Annotated in this window: 16 protein-coding genes; 4 read left to right on the top strand and 12 right to left on the bottom strand. The window is 63.0% G+C overall.

What is annotated here, in order from left to right; translation table 11 throughout:
- Positions 1 to 5: 5 nt before the first annotated feature.
- The 9 genes from NKH73_RS00650 to puuE all read right to left on the bottom strand — a co-directional run bounded on the left by NKH73_RS00650 (position 6) and on the right by puuE (position 9,011).
- Positions 6 to 965 (bottom strand): ABC transporter permease, encoded by a 960-nt coding sequence (locus tag NKH73_RS00650; RefSeq protein ID WP_352926619.1) that lies wholly within the window; start codon positions 963 to 965, stop codon positions 6 to 8.
- Positions 966 to 981: 16 nt separating this feature from the next.
- Positions 982 to 2,571, bottom strand: a complete 1,590-nt coding sequence (locus NKH73_RS00645; protein ID WP_352926616.1) for an ABC transporter substrate-binding protein — start codon at positions 2,569 to 2,571, stop codon at positions 982 to 984.
- Positions 2,572 to 2,726: 155 nt separating this feature from the next.
- Entirely contained in the window at positions 2,727 to 4,712 is a 1,986-nt protein-coding gene (locus NKH73_RS00640) for a CocE/NonD family hydrolase (RefSeq protein WP_352926613.1), read from the bottom strand.
- 87 nt (positions 4,713 to 4,799) lie between these two features.
- Positions 4,800 to 5,219, bottom strand: a complete 420-nt coding sequence (locus NKH73_RS00635; RefSeq protein WP_352926610.1) for a type II toxin-antitoxin system MqsA family antitoxin — start codon at positions 5,217 to 5,219, stop codon at positions 4,800 to 4,802.
- A 2-nt stretch (positions 5,220 to 5,221) separates the two neighbouring features.
- The gene (locus tag NKH73_RS00630) at positions 5,222 to 5,527 is read right to left on the bottom strand and encodes a type II toxin-antitoxin system MqsR family toxin (protein WP_352926608.1); all 306 of its coding nucleotides are present in this window, start codon (positions 5,525 to 5,527) and stop codon (positions 5,222 to 5,224) included.
- Positions 5,528 to 5,590: 63 nt separating this feature from the next.
- Positions 5,591 to 6,184 (bottom strand): nucleoside deaminase, encoded by a 594-nt coding sequence (locus tag NKH73_RS00625; RefSeq protein ID WP_352926605.1) that lies wholly within the window; start codon positions 6,182 to 6,184, stop codon positions 5,591 to 5,593.
- On the bottom strand, positions 6,184 to 6,687 hold the full coding sequence (locus NKH73_RS00620) for an ureidoglycolate lyase (RefSeq protein ID WP_352926602.1): 504 nt from the start codon (positions 6,685 to 6,687) through the stop codon (positions 6,184 to 6,186). Before NKH73_RS00620 ends, NKH73_RS00625 begins: the two co-directional genes overlap by 1 nt.
- Complete coding sequence (locus NKH73_RS00615; RefSeq protein WP_352926599.1) at positions 6,684 to 7,547, bottom strand: bifunctional allantoicase/(S)-ureidoglycine aminohydrolase; 864 nt, start codon at positions 7,545 to 7,547, stop codon at positions 6,684 to 6,686. Before NKH73_RS00615 ends, NKH73_RS00620 begins: the two co-directional genes overlap by 4 nt.
- A 30-nt stretch (positions 7,548 to 7,577) precedes the next feature.
- The gene (gene puuE, locus NKH73_RS00610; RefSeq protein WP_352926596.1) at positions 7,578 to 9,011 is read right to left on the bottom strand and encodes an allantoinase PuuE; all 1,434 of its coding nucleotides are present in this window, start codon (positions 9,009 to 9,011) and stop codon (positions 7,578 to 7,580) included.
- A gap of 192 nt (positions 9,012 to 9,203) precedes the next feature.
- On the opposite strand from puuE, the gene uraH reads away from it, so the two are divergent.
- The 4 genes from uraH to xdhC all read left to right on the top strand — a co-directional run bounded on the left by uraH (position 9,204) and on the right by xdhC (position 14,538).
- Positions 9,204 to 9,578: a hydroxyisourate hydrolase gene (gene uraH, locus NKH73_RS00605; RefSeq protein WP_352926593.1), complete on the top strand. Its 375-nt coding sequence runs from the start codon at positions 9,204 to 9,206 to the stop codon at positions 9,576 to 9,578.
- Between the two features lie 3 nt (positions 9,579 to 9,581).
- Positions 9,582 to 11,063 (top strand): xanthine dehydrogenase small subunit, encoded by a 1,482-nt coding sequence (xdhA, locus tag NKH73_RS00600; RefSeq protein WP_352926590.1) that lies wholly within the window; start codon positions 9,582 to 9,584, stop codon positions 11,061 to 11,063.
- Positions 11,063 to 13,411 carry a xanthine dehydrogenase molybdopterin binding subunit gene (gene xdhB / locus NKH73_RS00595; protein WP_352926588.1) on the top strand — a complete coding sequence of 783 codons (2,349 nt, stop codon included), beginning with the start codon at positions 11,063 to 11,065 and terminating at the stop codon, positions 13,409 to 13,411. Before xdhA ends, xdhB begins: the two co-directional genes overlap by 1 nt.
- Before the next feature lie 62 nt (positions 13,412 to 13,473).
- Positions 13,474 to 14,538, top strand: a complete 1,065-nt coding sequence (gene xdhC, locus NKH73_RS00590; protein ID WP_352926585.1) for a xanthine dehydrogenase accessory protein XdhC — start codon at positions 13,474 to 13,476, stop codon at positions 14,536 to 14,538.
- A 61-nt stretch (positions 14,539 to 14,599) separates the two neighbouring features.
- On the opposite strand, the gene NKH73_RS00585 is transcribed toward xdhC, so the two are convergent.
- The 3 genes from NKH73_RS00585 to NKH73_RS00575 all read right to left on the bottom strand — a co-directional run bounded on the left by NKH73_RS00585 (position 14,600) and on the right by NKH73_RS00575 (position 17,869).
- The gene (locus NKH73_RS00585) at positions 14,600 to 15,859 is read right to left on the bottom strand and encodes an LLM class flavin-dependent oxidoreductase (RefSeq protein WP_352926583.1); all 1,260 of its coding nucleotides are present in this window, start codon (positions 15,857 to 15,859) and stop codon (positions 14,600 to 14,602) included.
- Positions 15,856 to 16,872 carry an LLM class flavin-dependent oxidoreductase gene (locus NKH73_RS00580; RefSeq protein ID WP_352926580.1) on the bottom strand — a complete coding sequence of 339 codons (1,017 nt, stop codon included), beginning with the start codon at positions 16,870 to 16,872 and terminating at the stop codon, positions 15,856 to 15,858. The genes NKH73_RS00585 and NKH73_RS00580 overlap by 4 nt, the downstream gene beginning before the upstream one ends.
- A gap of 76 nt (positions 16,873 to 16,948) precedes the next feature.
- The gene (locus NKH73_RS00575) at positions 16,949 to 17,869 is read right to left on the bottom strand and encodes a LysR family transcriptional regulator (RefSeq protein WP_352926577.1); all 921 of its coding nucleotides are present in this window, start codon (positions 17,867 to 17,869) and stop codon (positions 16,949 to 16,951) included.
- Positions 17,870 to 17,947 lie beyond the last annotated feature (78 nt).

Below are 17,947 nucleotides of genomic sequence, written 5' to 3'. Positions count from 1 at the left end.
GCTCCCTATTTCGGATGTCTGAGACGCGGATTGGCGACGATCGCCGCTATGTCCGCAATGATGTTCAGGCTGATATAGACGGCGGCGAAGATCAGGCCGACCGCCTGCACCACCGGCACATCGCGTTTGGTGACGTGGTCGACGAGATACTGGCCCATGCCCGGGTAGACGAAGATCACCTCGACCACGACGACGCCGACGATAAGGTAGGCGAGGTTGAGCATGACGACGTTGATGATCGGCGCAATTGCGTTGGGGAAGGCATGTCTGCGGATGACGGCGAATGCCGATAGCCCCTTGAGTTCGGCGGTTTCCACATAAGCCGACTGCATGACGTTGAGGATCGCGGCGCGCGTCATGCGCATCATATGGGCGAGCACCACCAGCGTCAGTGCCGCCGCCGGCAGCATGATCGCCTGCATGCGCTCGCCGAAAGGCATTCCGTCATAGACGGTCGAGATGCCAGGGAAGATTTGGTATTTCACGGCAAAGAAATAGACGAGCACGTAGCCGATAAAGAACTCGGGAAACGACGTCGAGGCGAGTGCCAGCCCGGAGATCAGCTTGTCGACCCAGCCATTGCGGTAGCGCACCGCAATCAGGCCAAGGATGATCGCCAGCGGCACAGCCACCGCGGCCGCCCAGAAGGCAAGGAACAGCGTGTTCCACAACCGCCCTTTGATCGATGTCGCAATATCCTGGCCGCTCGACATGGCAGTGCCGAGATCGCCGGTCACGACGCCGCCGAGCCAGCGGAAATAGCGGATGAAGGCCGGATCGTTGAGGCCGAGCTGCTCGCGCAGATTGGCGAGCGATTCCGGTGTGGCCGATTGTCCGAGGATGGCTTGCGCAACGTCGCCGGGCAGGATTTGCGTGCCGGCGAAGATCAGGACCGAAACGGCCAACAGCAGGAGGATGCCCAGCGCAATGCGCTGGGCCACCAGTTTCACGATGGGTGAGGACATATCCGCAAGGCCGGGCTCAGGCTTCGAGCCAGCACTTTGCCAGAGCGTAGCCGTTCATCAGCTCCTGATGCGGATCGTCGACCCAGCCGGCGACCTTGGCGCCCGTCGCGTCGATGAACTGGTTGAACATCGGCAAGATCAGGCCGCCTTCGTCGCGGACGACCACCGCCATGTCGCGATACATCGCCTTGCGCTTGGTGTTGTCGAGCTCGGCGCGTGCCGCCAGCACCATCTTGTCAAAATCCGGACGCAGGAAACGCGTGTCGTTCCAGTCGGCCGTCGACAGGTAGGCGGTCGAATACATCTGGTCCTGCGTCGAACGTCCGCCCCAGTAAGAGGCGCAGAAGGGCTGCTTGTTCCAGACTTCCGACCAATAGCCGTCGCCCGGCTCGCGCTTGATCTCCAGCGTGATACCGGCCTTGGCCGCGCTTTGCTGGAACAGCTGCGAGGCATCGACGGCGCCGGGGAAGGCAACGTCCGACGTCCTGAGCAGGACGGCGCCGTCATGGCCAGACTTCTTGAAGTGGAACTTGGCTTTGTCGGGATCATATTTGCGCTGCTCGATGTCATCGGAAAACAGCGGATAGGCCGAGTTGATCGGGAAGTCGTTGCCGAGCGAGCCGTAGCCTCTGAGGATCTTGTCGAGCATTTCCTCGCGGTCGATCGCCAGTTTCAGCGCGGTGCGCAGGTCGTTGTTGTCGAACGGCGCCGTGTTGCAATGCATGATGAAGACGTAATGGCCGGGGCCGGCATGGTTGCGGATGGTCACGCCGGGCAGGCGCTTGATCAGGTCGACGATCTTCGGCTCGACGCGGTTGATCATGTTGACCTGGCCGCCCTGCAGCGCGGACGTGCGCGCGGTGGCGTCGTTGATGACGATGATCTCGATCTGGTCGGCATGGCCCATCTTGTCGGCCTGCCAGTAATTGGCGAAACGCTCACCACCGTGGCGCACGCCAGGCTCGTTGGTGGTGATCTTGTAGGGGCCGGCCGAGATGCCGGCATCGGCTCCGTCCTTGCCGCCATTGGGCTGGACGATCAGGTGGTAATCGCTGAGCAGATAGGGCAGGTCGGCATTGGGTTCCTTCAGCGTCAGGATCACCTCCTTGCCGCTGGCCTTGATGCTTTCAATGCCTTTCATGTAGCCGAGCGCGCCCGACTTCGACTTCTCGTCCGAATGACGTTCAAGCGTGGCAGCCACGTCCTCGGCGGTCACCGTCTTGCCATTATGGAATTCGACGCCGTCGCGGATCTTCAACGTCCAGACCTTGGCGTCGTCGGACGAGCCGATCTCCTCGGCGATACGGTTCTCGAGATCGCCTTCCGGGGAAAGCTCGACGATCAGCTCGCCCCACATCTTGCCGAAGGCGAACGGCACCTGCGTCATGAACAGGGCCGGATCGAGGCTGTTGGTGGACTCGCCGCCGACCAGGCCGGCCTTCAGCGTGCCGCCCTTGACCGGGCCCGCGGCGCGCGCCGCGCTAGAAAGCAGCGAGTTGGCGAAGGTCGCGGTGACGCCGAGCGCTGCCGCCCGGCCGAGAAAATCACGACGGCTCAGTTTGCCGGACGCGACGCGCCAGCTGAGAAATTCCAGTTCGTTCGACATGTTGAGTTCCTCACTCTGTTGGTTCGACCTTGTGGTCGTTTTTATCATTTCTTGTGAGGAGAATAATGACCGCAAGGGAAGGTCGTAAGCAAGACCGAATGCGACATGCTGTGGCGTAAATCGTACGTCGCAATTGGACCAATCCGCATAAGCGCTCAAAGCAGCGTGCGCGGGATTTTCTCCTCGAAATTGCGCTCGAAAACCAGTTTCTCGCTTTCATAGGCTTCGATTCTGGCGCTAACCATGAAGCTTTGCGCGTCGGACCGTATTTCGGCTGACGTTTCGGTGCGCACCGACCATCCATTTCGCGACAGCGTCTGCGTCCAGTGCGTCTTGCCCGACGCTGACAGCGGGTTGTCCGGATGGATCGCCCATGTCTCACGAGCGATGCTGCCATTGGCAAGGCCATGCTCCAGATCGCGCACCTCGCCGAAATCGTCGACGATGGAAAGTGTGACGATTCCGGTCTTCTCGTCGCGATCGACACGACGCTCGGAATTGGCGGCGCGGACCGTTTCGGTGGCCCACGGCGCGGCGGCCTCGGGCGTGGGAAACGTGACTTCGTCGCCTTGCGCCAGCGGGCGTAACGGCAGCTTCAGCGTCGCCGCCGACAGATCGAGCCGGGCCGGTTCCGGCGACGGCCAGATCATCGGCCAATAGGCGTTCGAAACGGCAATACGCAGGCGGTGGCCGGATGGCACGCGGTAGGCGCATTGGTCGAGCACCACCCGGGCGCCGACGGTTTCGCCCGGCACCAGCGCTTGCGGGAATTCGTGCGAGTTGCGATGCGTCAGGTTGAGCACGCCGTAGGAGATCAGCTCCGAAGCGCCGTCGGGATGCACGTCGCACAGCCGGATGGCGATGTTCGCCTGCGGTCGATCCGAGGCGACCCGGATCAACACCTCCGGCGCGCCGACAATGTCAATCGCCTCGCCGAGCGGCGGCTGGTCGAAACACACCGACAGCGCATCGTCGGGGCGCTGGTCACCGGGCAATTCCGGACCGAAGGTGAAGGGAAAGTATTCGCCGCCGGCAAGCCCGCAGCTTTGCGGCGAAGCCACGATTGCAGGCTTGGCCCCTTCCGGGATCAGTTCGACCGCCTCAGCCTGGATGTTGGGCGATGGCCAGTCTGCTTCCGCAACCCAGCGGCCCGGCCGCTCCGGATGCCAGCGCGCGGGGCGCACACTGTCCATCACATAGGCGCGGTAGGCGGGGTCGGCTTCGACGCCGGTGTCGATGTCCTTCAGCCAGCGGTCCCACCAGCGCAAGGCCTCCTGCAGGAAGCCGATCGCTGGTTGCGGTGCTGCGTAGTGCGGGTATTTGTGGATCCACGGGCCGACGATGCCCTTGACCGGCGCCTCGATGTTGGCGGCGAGATGCGAAATCGTATTGCGATACCCATCATGCCAACCACCGATCGACAGTACGGCGGCTTTAATGGCGGAATAGTCTTCGCAGATCGAACCGCGCTTCCAATAGGCGTCGCGGTGCTGGTGCTTCAGCCACAGCGGCGCCAGGAAGGACTGGTTCTCCAGCCGGGTCAGCCACAGGTCGCGCCATCTGTTGTCGCCGGCCAGCAGCGGATCCGGCGGCCGCGACGAATAGGATAGCATGGTCGAGGCCCAGCCGAAATTCTCGATCAGCAGGCAGCCGCCCTTGTAGTGGATGTCGTCGGCATAGCGGTCGACCGTCGAGCACATGCTGATGACGGCCTTCAGCGCCGGCGGCTGCCTGGCCGCCGTCTGCAGGCAGTTGAAGCCGCCCCAGGAGATACCCATCATGCCGACATTGCCGTTGCACCAGGGCTGGGATGCCGCCCAGGCGATTACGTCGTAGGCGTCCTGCAATTCCTGCTCGGAATATTCGTCGTCCATCAGCCCTTCGGAATCGCCATTGCCGCGCATGTCGACGCGGATCGAGGCATAGCCGTGGCCGGCGAAATAGGGATGCGTCAGCTGATCGCGAAAGATCGTGCCGTCGCGCTTGCGGTAGGGCAGGTGCTCGAGAATCGCAGGCACCGGATCCGCATCGGCGTCGACCGGCATCCACACCCGCGCCGACAGCCGGCAGCCATCAGGCATGACGATGGCCATGTCAGGAAATTCGACGACCTTGCGGGGAAACTCAGTGACGGTTTTCATGCGGTACATAACGCCCGGCAGAGAGGCGACTTTCAATCGCTATTCGCGACTGGAGCAGCAAAATATGCGACCTGTCAGGGAGTGGAGCTATCGCAACTCGTCCAGCAGTTCGGGATGCTTCTCCAACAGCGTCATCAGTTGGATGGTTGGGCCACTCGGCTCAATCAGACCTCGTTCGTACTTGTCGAAAGCGTTCTCGCCGACCTTGAACAGGGATCCCGCCTCGCGCTGTGACAGTTTGAGTTTTGTGCGCACGCGACGGATGGTGGCCGGTGCTGGAACGCCGTCGATCTTTTCTTTGAGGATGCGGAGCGCTGCGTCGACGGCAGTCATGTCGTCTCCAACATGCACGCCCTCATCTCCCGACGGGGGATAATAGCCCGGCAGATCGACGATCATGCTCTCACCCTTGTAAGTCACAGTGAACGGACGCACTCCACGCGTCAGCGTTTCTCCTGTTTCAGGGGAGATCATGGTATTCGCTTCATTGTTTTCTTTTGCCGCCATAGTCACTTTTCCTTGAACGATATCACTATGAATTCCATCACCACGTCCGCCTGAAATTTCACGTAGAGGATCAAGTCGCGCGCCGGGACGTGATAGACATCTTGCCAGACACGATGGTCGGCGAATGTCGTCATTGACTTTACAAACATTTTTCGCGTGATGCTGCCGATCACCTCGACTATACCGGCGCGATCGAAGCCGAGGCCAACCGCATCCCGGAGCGCCGACGTCGTGATTGCCAGTGTGTCGACAGAACCCAATTCGGCCTTGATCGCATCAAGATCGTAAGTGGGTCTACGTTTCTCCATAACGCAATATGCCACCATAAAGGGGGCAATTCAAGCGGCTCTAACCAATCGAGTCCGTAAGGTTCAACTCAACGGAATGTCGTTCTCGGCCTTGCTCGCCTGGTAGGCGCCGGACAGTTCGTCATAGCGCGCGGAGATTGTGCCGATCCGCGTTTCCAGCCGCTTGCGCTCGGCCTCGGGCAGCGATCGCACCAGTCTGCGGATCGAAAAGCTCTTCCAGTAGGCATTCTCGGCATTGTAGCCGCCGGGATCGAGGGTGAAGACCTCCTTCAGGATCTTCAAATCATGCGGGATGGCGAAGCTGTCGCGCGAATCCTCGTGGCTGAACAGATAGTAGAAATTGTCGAAACCGGTCCAGGTGATCGCCGACAGGCAGAGCGAGCAAGGTTCGTGCGTGGCGAGGAAGATCGCGTCCTTGGTGTCGACGCGCTGGGCCTTAGGCATTTCATAGAACCGCTTCAGGCAGTGCACCTCGCCATGCCAGAGCGGATTTTCGATCTCGTTGTTGGTTTCGGCGAGCACCAGCGAGCGGTCTTCCTTTCTCAGGATCGCCGCTCCGAACAGCTTGTTGCCATGCGCAACGCCTCCCGCCGTTTTCGGTACGATGTCATTTTCGATCACGTCGAGCAGGCGGTCGATCAGCGAGACGTCGGTCATCATGCGGTCCTGTCGGGAAGATCGATCTCGTAAGCATGCGAGAAATGGCACTCCTCCAGATTGGAGCCGTCGCCGCCGCGGTCGACGACAAGAAAATCCTGGGCCTCGCCGATCGGCGTCAGCACGCCGTGCCAGAGGTTGCGCGGATAGTTGACGCCTTGCCCGGGCGCGGTGATGAAGGCGTGCGGCTCGCCGGGGCCTTCGTCGCTATCATGGCAGACGATGACCAGGAACGGCCGCGGCGACAGCGGGATGAAAGCCTGGCTGCCGAACGGGTGGCGCTCGACCATGGTGAGCTTCAGCGGAAAATCGTAAGGCGTGCCACGCACCAGGGAGATCAGCACGCGCGCATTCGGCCCCAGCGCTTGGGCCGTGGCGAGGTCGTGATAACGCTCGGCCTTGCCGCCATTGATCGGATAGTGGTTGTCGCCGCCCATGTCGATGACGTCGCCGAATTCGGCGAAGCTCTCGCGGGTCAGCGGGCGCGCGACGATACGGCTCATGGCACGCGCTTCGCGATGCCGGCACCGCCAAGCTTGGCGTGCCGGTTGACGTCCTTGTAGAGAAGATAGCGGAATTTGCCGGGCCCGCCGGCATAGCAGGCCTGCGGGCAGAAAGCGCGCAGCCACATATAGTCGCCGGCCTCGACCTCGACCCAGTCCTGGTTGAGGCGATAGACCGCCTTGCCTTCCAGCACATAGAGGCCGTGCTCCATGACATGCGTCTCGGCGAAGGGGATAACTGCGCCGGGCTCGAGCGTGACGACGGTGACATGCATGTCGTGGCGCATGTCTTCAGGATCGACGAAGCGCGTCGTCGCCCATCTTCCTTCGGTGCCGGGCATGGGCGTTGGCGCGATGCCCCGTTCGTTGGCGAAGAAAGCTTGCGGCGTATCGATGCCCTCGACGGCGTCGTAAGCCTTGCGGATCCAGTGGAAGCGGACAGCAGCACCACTCTCGTTGCGAACGGTCCATCCGCTGGCCGGCGGCAGGAAAGCAAAGCCACCCGGCTGCAGGACATGTTTCTCGCCAGCCAGAAAAACGGTCAGCTCGCCTTCGACCACGAACAAGACGCCCTCGGCGCCGGCATCCGGCTCCGGCCGGTCGCTGCCGCCGCCAGGCGCCACCTCGACGATGTATTGCGAGAAGGTCTCGGCAAAGCCGGACAGCGGGCGCGACAACACCCAGACCCGGGTCTTGTCCCAGAACGGCAAGGCGCTGGTGACGATGTCCTGCATCACCCCCCTGGGAATGACGGCATAGGCCTCGGTGAAGACGGCGCGGCCGGTCAACAGCTCGCTCTGGCCGGGATGGCCGCCATGCGGCGCGTAATAGGTTCCGTCGGCCATCTTGATCGTATCCATGAGTTCAAAGCCTGTTGCGGGAGCCAAAGCCTATTGCGGAAGTAAGTCCTTAAGGCGGAACAGTGCGATTCGCTCGACCTGTCTGCAGGCGGTGTCGAATTCAACCTCGTGGCTGTTGCCGCTGCGCGCCTCGAACTCCGCCAGGATTTCCGCCTTGGTCTTGCCTTTCACCGCGATAATGAAGGGAAAGCCAAAGGACGTGACATAGGCGGCATTGAGCTTGGAGAACAGCTCGCGCTCCTTGTCGGTCAGCGCGTCGAGCCCGGCGGAAGCCTGTTCCCTCGTCGATTCCGTCGTCAGCCGCTTGGCCTGCGCCAGTTTGCCGGCAAGATCGGGATGGGCGTTGAGTACGGAGAGCCGCTCGGCCTCGCTGGCCGCCCGAAAGACACGGCACAACGCATTATGGAGGCCGCCGGCGCTGTCATGTGCTGGGCCGAGCTCCAGCTCGTAGGCGCGCTCGGCGATCCACGGCGAATGCTCGAACACCCCACCGAATGCATGAACGAAGGCCTCGAACTCCATTTTCGACGGGCGCAGCGCCGGCCGCCGGAACGGATGGGTCTCTTGCCAATGCCTGGCAATGTCGATGCGCCGCGCCAGCCAAACCCTGTCGTGCGATCTGACATAGTCGACAAAGCGCTTGAGTGCCGCGACCCGGCCCGGCCGGCCGACGAGGCGGCAGTGCAGGCCGATATTCATCATGCGCGGCCGCCCTGCCTTGCCCTCGGCATAGAGCGTGTCGAAACTGTCCCTGAGATAGGTGAAGAACTGGTCGCCCGAGTTGAAGCCCTGCGGCGTGACGAAGCGCATGTCGTTGGCGTCGAGCGTATAGGGGATGATGAGCTGCGGTTTCGCCGGCCCGTCCGGCCCGTCATGCTCGAACCAGTAGGGCAATTCGTCGTCATAAGTGTCCGACACGTAGTCGAAGCAGCCTTCTTCCGCCGCCAGCCGCACAGTGTTGATCGACGTGCGGCCGGTGTACCAGCCGGTCGGCCGTGCCCCTGTTACCTCGTAGTGCAGCTGAATCGCCGCTTCCATGTCGCGGCGCTCGTCCTCCGGCGCATGGTCGCGGTAGTCGATCCATCTCAGCCCGTGCGAGGCGATCTCCCAGCCGGCCTCCTGCATCGCCGCGACCTGATCGGGCGAACGCGCCAGCGCTGTGGCGACGCCGTAGCAGGTCACCGGCACCTCAGCCTCGGTGAACAGGCGCAGCAATCGCCAGAAGCCGGCGCGGGCGCCGTATTCGTAGATCGATTCCATGTTCCAGTGGCGCTGGCCAAGCCACGGTGCGGCGCCAACGATCTCGGACAGGAAGGCCTCCGAAGCCTTGTCGCCATGCAGAACGCAGTTCTCGCCGCCTTCCTCGTAATTGACGACGAACTGCACCGCGACATGCGCGCCGCCAGGCCATTTCGGATCCGGTGGATTGGCGCCGTAGCCGCGCATGTCTCGTTCGTAACGCATCGTCACTCCTGCCGGATGGTGTGATCAGGATAGTCGAAAGGGCGGCTTGCGCATTCCCCCGAAAATTTTGAAAGTGTTTTTGCAGCACTCCGCTCGACCGGGACTTATGCATCGCCTTTAATTGGCGCACAATTCGTCAAGCATGTTCGACTGTACCGGGCATGTTCGACCATACCGGGATGGGAGCAGCCAGTGGCGGAAACGTCGAAAGCCGAAGGCGGACGTCTGACGACCCATGTCCTCGATACCGCGACCGGCAGGCCGGCGGCGGGCCTGTCCATTGAGCTCTACCGCATCGACGGCGACATGCGGACGCATTTGAAGACGGCGATCACCAATGCCGACGGCCGCTGTGACGCGCCGCTGCTTGCCGACGCACAATTCCGCACCGGGGAATACGAGCTGGTCTTCGCTGCCGGCGACTATCTGCGCCGGCAGGGGTTGAGGCTGCCGGAACCGGCCTTTCTTGACAGCGTGCCGATCCGCTTCGGCATGGCCGAGCCGGTGCACTATCATGTGCCACTGCTTGTCTCCCCCTACGGCTATTCGACTTACCGGGGGAGCTGAGACATGGCCAAGATCACGGAACGCAATGAGATACGCTTCATCCTCAATGGCGAGAACGTTGCGCTAACCACCGTGGCGCCCGACGAGACCTTGCTCGACTGGTTGCGGCTCGAGCGCTCGTTGCGCGGCACCAAGGAAGGCTGCGCCGAGGGTGATTGCGGCGCCTGCACCGTGCTGGTCGGAAGGCTCTCGGCCGGTCGGCTGGTTTACGAAAGCGTCAATGCCTGCATCCGCTTCCTCGGCTCGCTCGACGGTACGCATGTCGTGACCGTCGAGCATCTGCGCGGCGAGGGCGACAGGCTGCATCCGGTGCAGCAAGCCATGGTCGACTTCCACGGCTCGCAATGCGGCTTCTGCACGCCGGGCTTCGTCATGTCGCTCTATGCCCTGTGGATGCGGTCGCCGGAGCCGTCGGATGCGGCCATTGAAAAGGCACTGCAGGGCAATCTTTGCCGCTGCACCGGCTATGAAGCGATCATGCGGGCGGCGCGTGCCATCTCCAGCTACGGCAAGGCGGCGAAGGACCCGCTGGCGGCGGAGCGCGAGGCCATCACGGCCAAGCTTGCGGCTATGAAAGACGGTGCGCGCATCGAGATCGGCGCCGGCAAGCAGCGGCTGGTCGTGCCGGCCGATGCCGACGATCTCGCCACCGTGCTCGACAAGGAGCCGGGCGCCACCGTTATTGCCGGTTCGACCGATGTCGGCCTGTGGGTGACCAAGCATATGCGCGAGATATCGCCGGCGATTTTCATCGGCAATCTCGACGGGCTTTGCGCGATCTCCGAAGACAAGGGCGTCATCTCGATTGGAGCCGGCATCACCTATAGCGAAGCCTTTTCGACACTGGCCAAGCGCATCCCGCCACTTGGGCCGTTGTTCGACCGCATCGGCGGCGACCAAGTGCGCAATATGGGTACGATCGGCGGCAACATCGCCAACGGTTCCCCGATCGGCGACACGCCGCCGCCGCTGATCGCTTTGGGCGCGCGGCTGACGCTGCGCCGGGGCAACAAGCGGCGGACGATCCCGCTCGAAGACTTCTTCATCGCCTATGGCAAGCAGGACCGGCAGCCGGGCGAGTTCGTCGAGGCCGTGCATGTCCCGGTGCCGGCGAAAGGCACAAAGTTTGCCGTCTACAAGATCACCAAGCGCCGTGACGAGGACATCACCGCAGCACTTGGCGCGTTCCTGCTGACCCTGGCCAGGGACGGCACGGTCGCGGATATCCGCATCGCCTATGGCGGCATGGCAGCAACGCCCAAGCGGGCTTTCGGCGTGGAGAAGGCGTTGCTTGGCAGGCCTTGGACGGAGGCGACGGTCGAGGCGGTGATGGCCGAGTACGCCAGGGATTTCACCCCGCTGACCGACATGCGCGCTTCGGCCGAATATCGGGCGCTAGCGGCGCGCAACCTGCTGCTGCGCTTCGTTGCCGAGACCAGCGGCACCAAGACGCCGATCCAGGTGTCGCGGTACGAGGCGGCGTGATGACCAAGCACGCTCCAAACCTCAAGGCACAGAAGATCGCTGGTGGCGTTGCCACTGACCAGCGCCATGATTCTGCGCACAAGCATGTCCGCGGCACCGCCGTCTATATCGACGACATGCCGGAATCATTAGGCACGCTGCATGGCTGCCTTGGGCTTTCGACGGCTACGCACGCCACCATCACCAGCATGGACCTGTCGGCGGTGCGCGCAGCGCCCGGCGTCGTCGACGTGCTGACGGCCAGCGACGTGCCGGGCGAAAACGACATTTCGCCGACCGGCCGTCACGACGAACCGGTGCTGGCCGACGGCAAGGTGCAATTCTTCGGCCAGCCGATCTTCTGCGTCATCGCCGAAACGCGCGAGCAGGCGCGCCGCGCCACAAGGCTGGCCAAGGTCGAATACAAGGAATTGCCCTTCGTCACCGACATCGGCGTGCTCGATCCCAGGAAGGACAAGCTTGTTACGCCGCCGCTGACCTTGAAGCGTGGCGATGCAGCGGTTGCAATCAAAGCGGCGCCGCGCCGGCTGAAGGGAAAAATGCGCATCGGCGGCCAGGACCATTTCTATCTCGAAGGCCAGATCGCCATGGCCATTCCCGGCGAGGATCAGGATGTGACCATCTATTCCTCGACCCAGCATCCGAGCGAAGTCCAGCACATGGTCAGCCATGCGCTCGGCGTGCCGAGCCATGCCGTCACGGTCGAGATCCGCCGCATGGGCGGCGGCTTCGGCGGCAAGGAAACGCAAGGCAACCAGTTTGCCGCGCTCGCGGCGATTGCTGCGAAAAAACACCATCGCGCGGTGAAAATCCGGCCCGACCGTGACGACGACATGATCGCCACCGGCAAGCGCCATGACTTTCTGGTCGATTATGAGGTCGGCTTCGATGACGACGGCAACATCCTCGGCGTCGATTTCATGTTCGCGGCGCGCTGTGGCTTCTCGGCGGACCTATCAGGACCAGTAACCGATCGCGCGCTGTTTCACTGCGACAACACCTATTTCTGGCCGGCGGTGCACGCGCAGTCGGCGCCGCTCTATACCAACACCGTGTCGAACACCGCCTTTCGCGGCTTCGGCGGTCCGCAAGGCATGGTCGGCGCCGAGCGTGTCATCGACGAGGTCGCCTTTGCCGTCGGCAAGGACCCGCTCGAAATCCGCAAGAAGAACTTTTATGGCACCTCAGACCGCAACGTCACGCCCTACCACCAGACGGTCGAGGACAACATCATCCACCGCATCGTCGCCGAGCTGGAGGCGAGTAGCGACTATGCGAGGCGCCGCCGCACCATTGAGGCCTTCAACGCCAACAGTCGCTTCATCAAGCGTGGATTGGCGCTGACGCCGGTCAAGTTCGGCATCTCGTTCACCGCAACGCATTACAACCAGGCCGGTGCGCTGGTGCATGTCTACACCGACGGGTCGGTGCATCTGAACCATGGCGGCACCGAGATGGGGCAGGGCCTCTACGTCAAGGTGGCGCAGGTGGTGGCGGAAGAGTTCCAGATCGATCTCGACCAGGTCAAGATCACTGCAACGACAACCGGCAAGGTGCCGAACACCTCAGCGACCGCCGCATCGTCCGGCTCCGATCTCAACGGCATGGCGGCGCAGAACGCAGCCCGGCAGATCAAGGAGCGGCTGACCAACTTCGCCGCTGAGAAATACCAGGTGCCGCGCGACCAGGTACTGTTCCTGCCCAACCGGGTGCGCATCGGCAATCAGGAGATCGCTTTCGCCGATCTCGTCAGGCAGGCCTACATGGCGCGCATCCAACTTTCGGCGGCAGGTTTCTACAAGACGCCGAAAATCCACTGGGACCGCGACAAGGGTGAGGGCCGTCCGTTCTACTATTTCGCCTACGGCGCCTCGTGCTCGGAAGTCTCGGTCGACACGCTGACCGGCGAATATATAGTCGAGCGCACCGACATCCTGCACGAGACCGGCCGCTCGCTGAATCGCGCCATCGATCTCGGCCAGGTCGAGGGCGGCTTCATCCAGGGCATGGGCTGGCTGACGACGGAGGAATTGTGGTGGGACGACAAAGGCCGGCTGCGCACCCACGCGCCGTCGACTTATAAGATCCCGCTCGCTTCGGACCGGCCAAAGATCTTCAACGTGACTCTGGCCGACTGGCCAGAGGCGAGCGAGCCGACGGTCCACCGCTCCAAGGCGGTCGGCGAGCCGCCGTTCCCGCTCGGCATGTCGGTGCTGCATGCGCTGTCGGATGCGGTGGCGAGCGTTGCCGGCCACCGGATTTGCCCGCGCCTCGACCCACCGGCGACGCCAGAGCGGGTGCTGATGGCGATCGAACGGCTGAAGGGTGAGGCCAAGACGGGCACGTGAATCGGGCCAAACGTGCAAATCTGGCCGAAGAAACCTATATTTCCCCTTCGGGAACGTGAGCCATGAACTCGAAAGTGCAAAGCCTGAGAGACTTCCTTGCCGGCCACGGCCGCATTGCGCTGGTCGAGGTCGCCGGAACAAAAGGCTCGACGCCGCGCGAGACGGGCGCCTTCATGCTGGTCTCGGCATCGGCGATATCGGGCACGATCGGCGGCGGCCAACTTGAATATATGGCGATCGACAAGGCGCGGCAGCTGCTCTTCTCCCCCCTTGAGGGGGGTGAGGAGCGGTCGGCCAACGGCCGAGAAAAAGCCAACCATTTGGCTTTTTCAGCGACGAACGCCCGGAGCCATAGCGAAGGGCAGGCCGCAAAGCGGCCAGAGGGGGTCGTCTCAGAAGGCACCGCCGGAATGTCGAGCCCAGTCGATCCGACCCCACCCGGCGGCTTCTCCGCCACCCTCCCCTCAAGGGGGAGGGATGTCAGCGTTACCCTCGACATCGCGCTCGGGCCGGAAATCGGCCAGTGCTGCGGCGGCAGGGTCGAGGTGTCGATCCGGTTGGTCGATGAGGCGTTGGCGCAAGAGCTGGTTGCGTCGGCGGAAACCGAGGAGGCGCATCTGCCTTACGTCTACATCTTCGGTGGTGGTCACGTCGGCCAGGCGTTGGCATCGGCGGTGGCCTTGCTGCCGGTGCGTGTCGTCGTTGTCGAGACGCGGGCCGAGGCGCTGGACGGCATGCCGGACACTGTCGAAACCTGTCTGACGCCGATGCCAGAGGCGATTGCGCGCAAAGCCCCCGGCGGCGCCGCGTTCGTCATCCTTACCCACGACCACGCGCTGGATTTCCTGATAGCGACCGAGGCGCTGAAACGCCGGGATGCCGCGTATATCGGCATGATCGGTTCCAACACCAAGAAGGCGACGTTCAGGAGCTGGTTCCTGAAGTCGGCGGACGGAAGCGAGGCGGAATTTGCCCGCCTCGTCTCACCGATCGGCGGCGATGCGGTCAAGGACAAGCGCCCGCAGGTCATCGCAGCACTTGCCGCCGCCGAGATCATGACGGCGCTGGCTCCCCATTCGACATCAACGCCAAGCCCAGCTTTCCATGGGAAAGCGATGGCCGAGTAACCTACTTAGCCGGCTTTTGCACGGGCGAACGGCAAGAACGTCGGTGCGTCCGGTGCTTGCCCTATGCGGGCCCTTTCAGACCGAGATGCTCGCGCAATGTGCGGCCTTCGTATTCGGTGCGGAACAGTCCGCGCCGCTGCAATTCCGGCACGACGAGCGCGGCGAAGGCGTCGAGTTCACCCGGAAACCAGGACGGCATGACGTTGAAGCCGTCGGCGCCGCCGCCCTCGAAGCGAGCCTGGAGCTCGTCGGCGATCTGCGCCGGAGTGCCGACAATGCGCCAGTGGCCACGCGCCCCGGCAAAATGACGTGCAAGCTGGCGGATGGAGAGGTTATCGCGGCGCGACTGCTCGATGACCAGCGCCTGCCGGCTTTTCATCCCCTCGCTCGCAGGCAGCTCGGGCAACGGTCCGTTGATCGGATAGCGTCCGAGATCGGAGATGCTGAGATAGCTGGACAGCAGCGCGACGCCGACATCGTCGGGGATCAGCTCCTGCAACTCCTCATGTTTTGCCCGGGCTTCCGCCTCGGTTGCCGCCACGATCGGTGCGACGCCCGGCATGATCTTGATGTCGTCGGGCTCACGCCCATAGGTCGCCAGACGCCCCTTGAGATCGGTGTAGAAGGCCTTCGCCTCCTCAAATGTCTGCGCCGCCGTGAAGACCACATCGGCGGTGCGGGCGGCAAGGTCCCTGCCAACGTCCGAGGCGCCGGCCTGGACCATCACAGGCGCGCCTTGCGGAGAGCGTGGCAGATCGATCGGGTCGCGAACCGAAAAGCTCTGGCCGTCGTGGCCAGGTCCGGAAACCCCATTGCCGTGCCAAAGTCCGGTGACCACTTCGGCGAATTCACGCGCGCGCTCATAACGGTCGGCATGCGGGCGCAGGCCGGTCGCGCCGAAATTGGCGGCTTCGATGTGGCTGGCGGAGGTGACCAGGTTCCAGCCGGCACGGCCGCCGCTCAGATGGTCGAGCGACAAGAAGGTCCGCGCCAGCCCGTAAGGCTCGTTGTAGCTCGTCGATGCGGTGGAGACGAGACCGATGTGGCTGGTCTGGACCGCGAGAGCCGCAAGCAGGCTGATCGGTTCGAAGCCGATCGAACGCGACGTCTGGCTGGCGATATTGACATTGGCCTCGCGCACGCCTGCGGCGTCCTCGCAGAAGATCATATCGAACTTCGCCGCCTCAGCCGTCCGCGCCAGCTGGATGTAATGCTCGATGTCGACCCCCGCGGTCACATGCGCCTTTGGGTGGCGCCAGGCGGCGATGTGATGGCCTGTCGCCCACAGGAAGGCGCCGAGCTTCATCTGACGAGCGGTCATTGTCCCTCCTCCCTGGCCAGTCCGAGATGGGAGCGCAGCGTCGCGCCGGTATAATCCGACCGAAGAAGGCCGCGGCGACGAAGCTCCGGCAGGACGTGATCGACGAAAACGTCGAACACAGCCTCGACCGGCGGCATGACTATGTTGAAGCCGTCGCAGTTTTTCGATCGGAAGGGCTCTTCGAGCCTGTCCGCGATAACCTCCGGGCCAGAGGCCATTTCAGCACCCGGCGCGACGTTCATCAGCGCCTTTATCGCGCCAGGGCCACGCCCGAACGCAAGCGCGCGGCGCTTCAGATCGTCAGCGTTCGCGCCCGCTGGCTCGTCAAGCAGGATGACATCGGCGAAGCGGGCGGCGATGTCCATATCAGCCTCCGACAGGCCCGACATGACGAGCACCGGCATATCCTGCGGCGAGCGAGCTACATTGAGCGGCCCACGCACGGAGAAAAACTCGCCCTTGTGGTCGAGTAGGTGCATCTTTTCGGGATCGAAGAAGCGGCCATCGCTTTTGTCGAACAGCAAGGCATCCGCATCCCAACCGAGCCACAAGCCCTGCACGATCCCGATGAATTCCTCCGCACGTCGGCGGAAATCGTCGCCGGAAAACCCTTCCGGCCGGCTGAAATTGGCTGCCTCGCGTGGATTGGGGACCATGCTCGCGTTCCAGCCGGCGCGGCCGTGGCTGATGATGTCGAGCGAGGCAAAACGGCGCGCCAGATTGTAGGGTTGATGGGCGACCGTCGACGCCGCGGCGACGAGGCCGATCCTGCTGGTCACCGTCGCCAGCGCCGCCAGCAGGGTCGTCGCTTCGAAAGGGAGTTGCCGGTTCGGTGCGTCGCCGGCTGCAGCCGGCGCAGTATCGGCAAGGATCACCATATCCAAGCCGGCGGCTTCGGCCTTTTGCACGAGCCGCGCCAGAAGATCGAAATCCGGACCGGCGTCGGACGGATGGGAAGGGGCGGTTTCCGGAAGCAGTGAGACGGCGAGATGCATTGTGGCGCCGTTGGCCATAGGTCTTCCCTGGTGAGTGAGATTCCGCAGGAATTATCTTCGCCAGCTGGACGGAAAGCAACCGGTAAGCCGGCGATCATTTGCCGGCCAGAATATCCTTGATCAGCCGTTGGCAACGCTCGGCCATGAAGTCGAGCAGCAGCCGCACCTTCGGGTCCTGCAGCTTCTTGTGCGGGTAGACGGCCGCAAACTGCACCGGCGTCGGCGGCGTGTCGGCCAGGATCACCTTCAGCCGCCGGTCGCGAATGAACGGCTCGACTTCGAATCGCGGCTTGTTGATGATGCCGCGGCCCGACAGCGCCCAGCCGGTCAGCACATCGCCGTCGTCCGTGTCATAGGGCCCGTGCACTTCGAACTTTCGCGGGCCGTCGGCGGTCTGCAGCATCCACACATATTCGCGTGCGCCGGAATAGCGCAGCATCAGGCAGTCGTGCTTCTTGCCGATCAGTTCTTGCGGCTCGATCGGCTCGCCGCGCGCCTCCAGATATTTGGGCGCCGCTACCAGTACCCGTTCGCATTCCATGATGCCGCGCATCCTGAGGCTGGAATCCTCGATGATGCCCAGCCGGAAGGCAACGTCGATGCCTTCCTTCATAATGTCGACATTGTGGTCTGAAAGCCTGAGCCGCACCTCAATATCAGGATATTTGTCGTGGAAATCGGGGATGCCCGAGGCCACCAACCGCCGGCCTAGGCCGAGCGGCGCCGTCACTTTTATGGTGCCGCGCGGCTGGCCGGATAAGGCGCTGACCGCGGCTTCCGCCTCGGTGACCGCCTCAAGCACCTGCTTGGCGCCGGAGTAGAACACGGTGCCGTGCTCGGTCGGCATAAGCTGCCGGGTCGTGCGGTTGAACAGCCTGACACCGAGATGCTTCTCGAGCTCCTTGATGCGGTTGGAGGCGACTGCCGGAGAAATGCGCATGTCTCGGCCCGCCGCCGACAAATTGCCGAGTTCGACGACGCGGACGAAAACGGCGATATTGTCGAGGTAGGCCATGCGACTTTAGGACTCTCATACGGCGGCGTAGGGATAATCCTAGTATTTTCCATTTTTTTTTGAAAGTCATCGTACAGC

It is taken from the genome of Mesorhizobium sp. M0938 (assembly GCF_040319125.1).
Taxonomy (GTDB): Bacteria; Pseudomonadota; Alphaproteobacteria; order Rhizobiales; family Rhizobiaceae; genus Mesorhizobium; species Mesorhizobium robiniae.
This window is presented reverse-complemented; position numbering and strand designations above follow the sequence as displayed.

Excerpts from the sequence above, each read along its gene's own strand:
- NKH73_RS00575 (WP_352926577.1), bottom strand. The coding sequence starts at position 17,869 with ATGGCCTACCTCGACAATATCGCCGTTTTCGTCCGCGTCGTCGAACTC.
- NKH73_RS00620 (WP_352926602.1), bottom strand. The coding sequence starts at position 6,687 with ATGAGCCGTATCGTCGCGCGCCCGCTGACCCGCGAGAGCTTCGCCGAA.
- xdhC (WP_352926585.1), top strand. The coding sequence starts at position 13,474 with ATGAACTCGAAAGTGCAAAGCCTGAGAGACTTCCTTGCCGGCCACGGC.
- puuE (WP_352926596.1), bottom strand. The coding sequence starts at position 9,011 with ATGCGTTACGAACGAGACATGCGCGGCTACGGCGCCAATCCACCGGAT.
- NKH73_RS00630 (WP_352926608.1), bottom strand. The coding sequence starts at position 5,527 with ATGGAGAAACGTAGACCCACTTACGATCTTGATGCGATCAAGGCCGAA.
- NKH73_RS00640 (WP_352926613.1), bottom strand. The coding sequence starts at position 4,712 with ATGAAAACCGTCACTGAGTTTCCCCGCAAGGTCGTCGAATTTCCTGAC.
- NKH73_RS00585 (WP_352926583.1), bottom strand. The coding sequence starts at position 15,859 with ATGACCGCTCGTCAGATGAAGCTCGGCGCCTTCCTGTGGGCGACAGGC.
- NKH73_RS00615 (WP_352926599.1), bottom strand. The coding sequence starts at position 7,547 with ATGGATACGATCAAGATGGCCGACGGAACCTATTACGCGCCGCATGGC.
- xdhB (WP_352926588.1), top strand. The coding sequence starts at position 11,063 with ATGACCAAGCACGCTCCAAACCTCAAGGCACAGAAGATCGCTGGTGGC.
- NKH73_RS00625 (WP_352926605.1), bottom strand. The coding sequence starts at position 6,184 with ATGACCGACGTCTCGCTGATCGACCGCCTGCTCGACGTGATCGAAAAT.
- xdhA (WP_352926590.1), top strand. The coding sequence starts at position 9,582 with ATGGCCAAGATCACGGAACGCAATGAGATACGCTTCATCCTCAATGGC.
- NKH73_RS00580 (WP_352926580.1), bottom strand. The coding sequence starts at position 16,872 with ATGGCCAACGGCGCCACAATGCATCTCGCCGTCTCACTGCTTCCGGAA.
- NKH73_RS00645 (WP_352926616.1), bottom strand. The coding sequence starts at position 2,571 with ATGTCGAACGAACTGGAATTTCTCAGCTGGCGCGTCGCGTCCGGCAAA.
- NKH73_RS00635 (WP_352926610.1), bottom strand. The coding sequence starts at position 5,219 with ATGGCGGCAAAAGAAAACAATGAAGCGAATACCATGATCTCCCCTGAA.
- NKH73_RS00650 (WP_352926619.1), bottom strand. The coding sequence starts at position 965 with ATGTCCTCACCCATCGTGAAACTGGTGGCCCAGCGCATTGCGCTGGGC.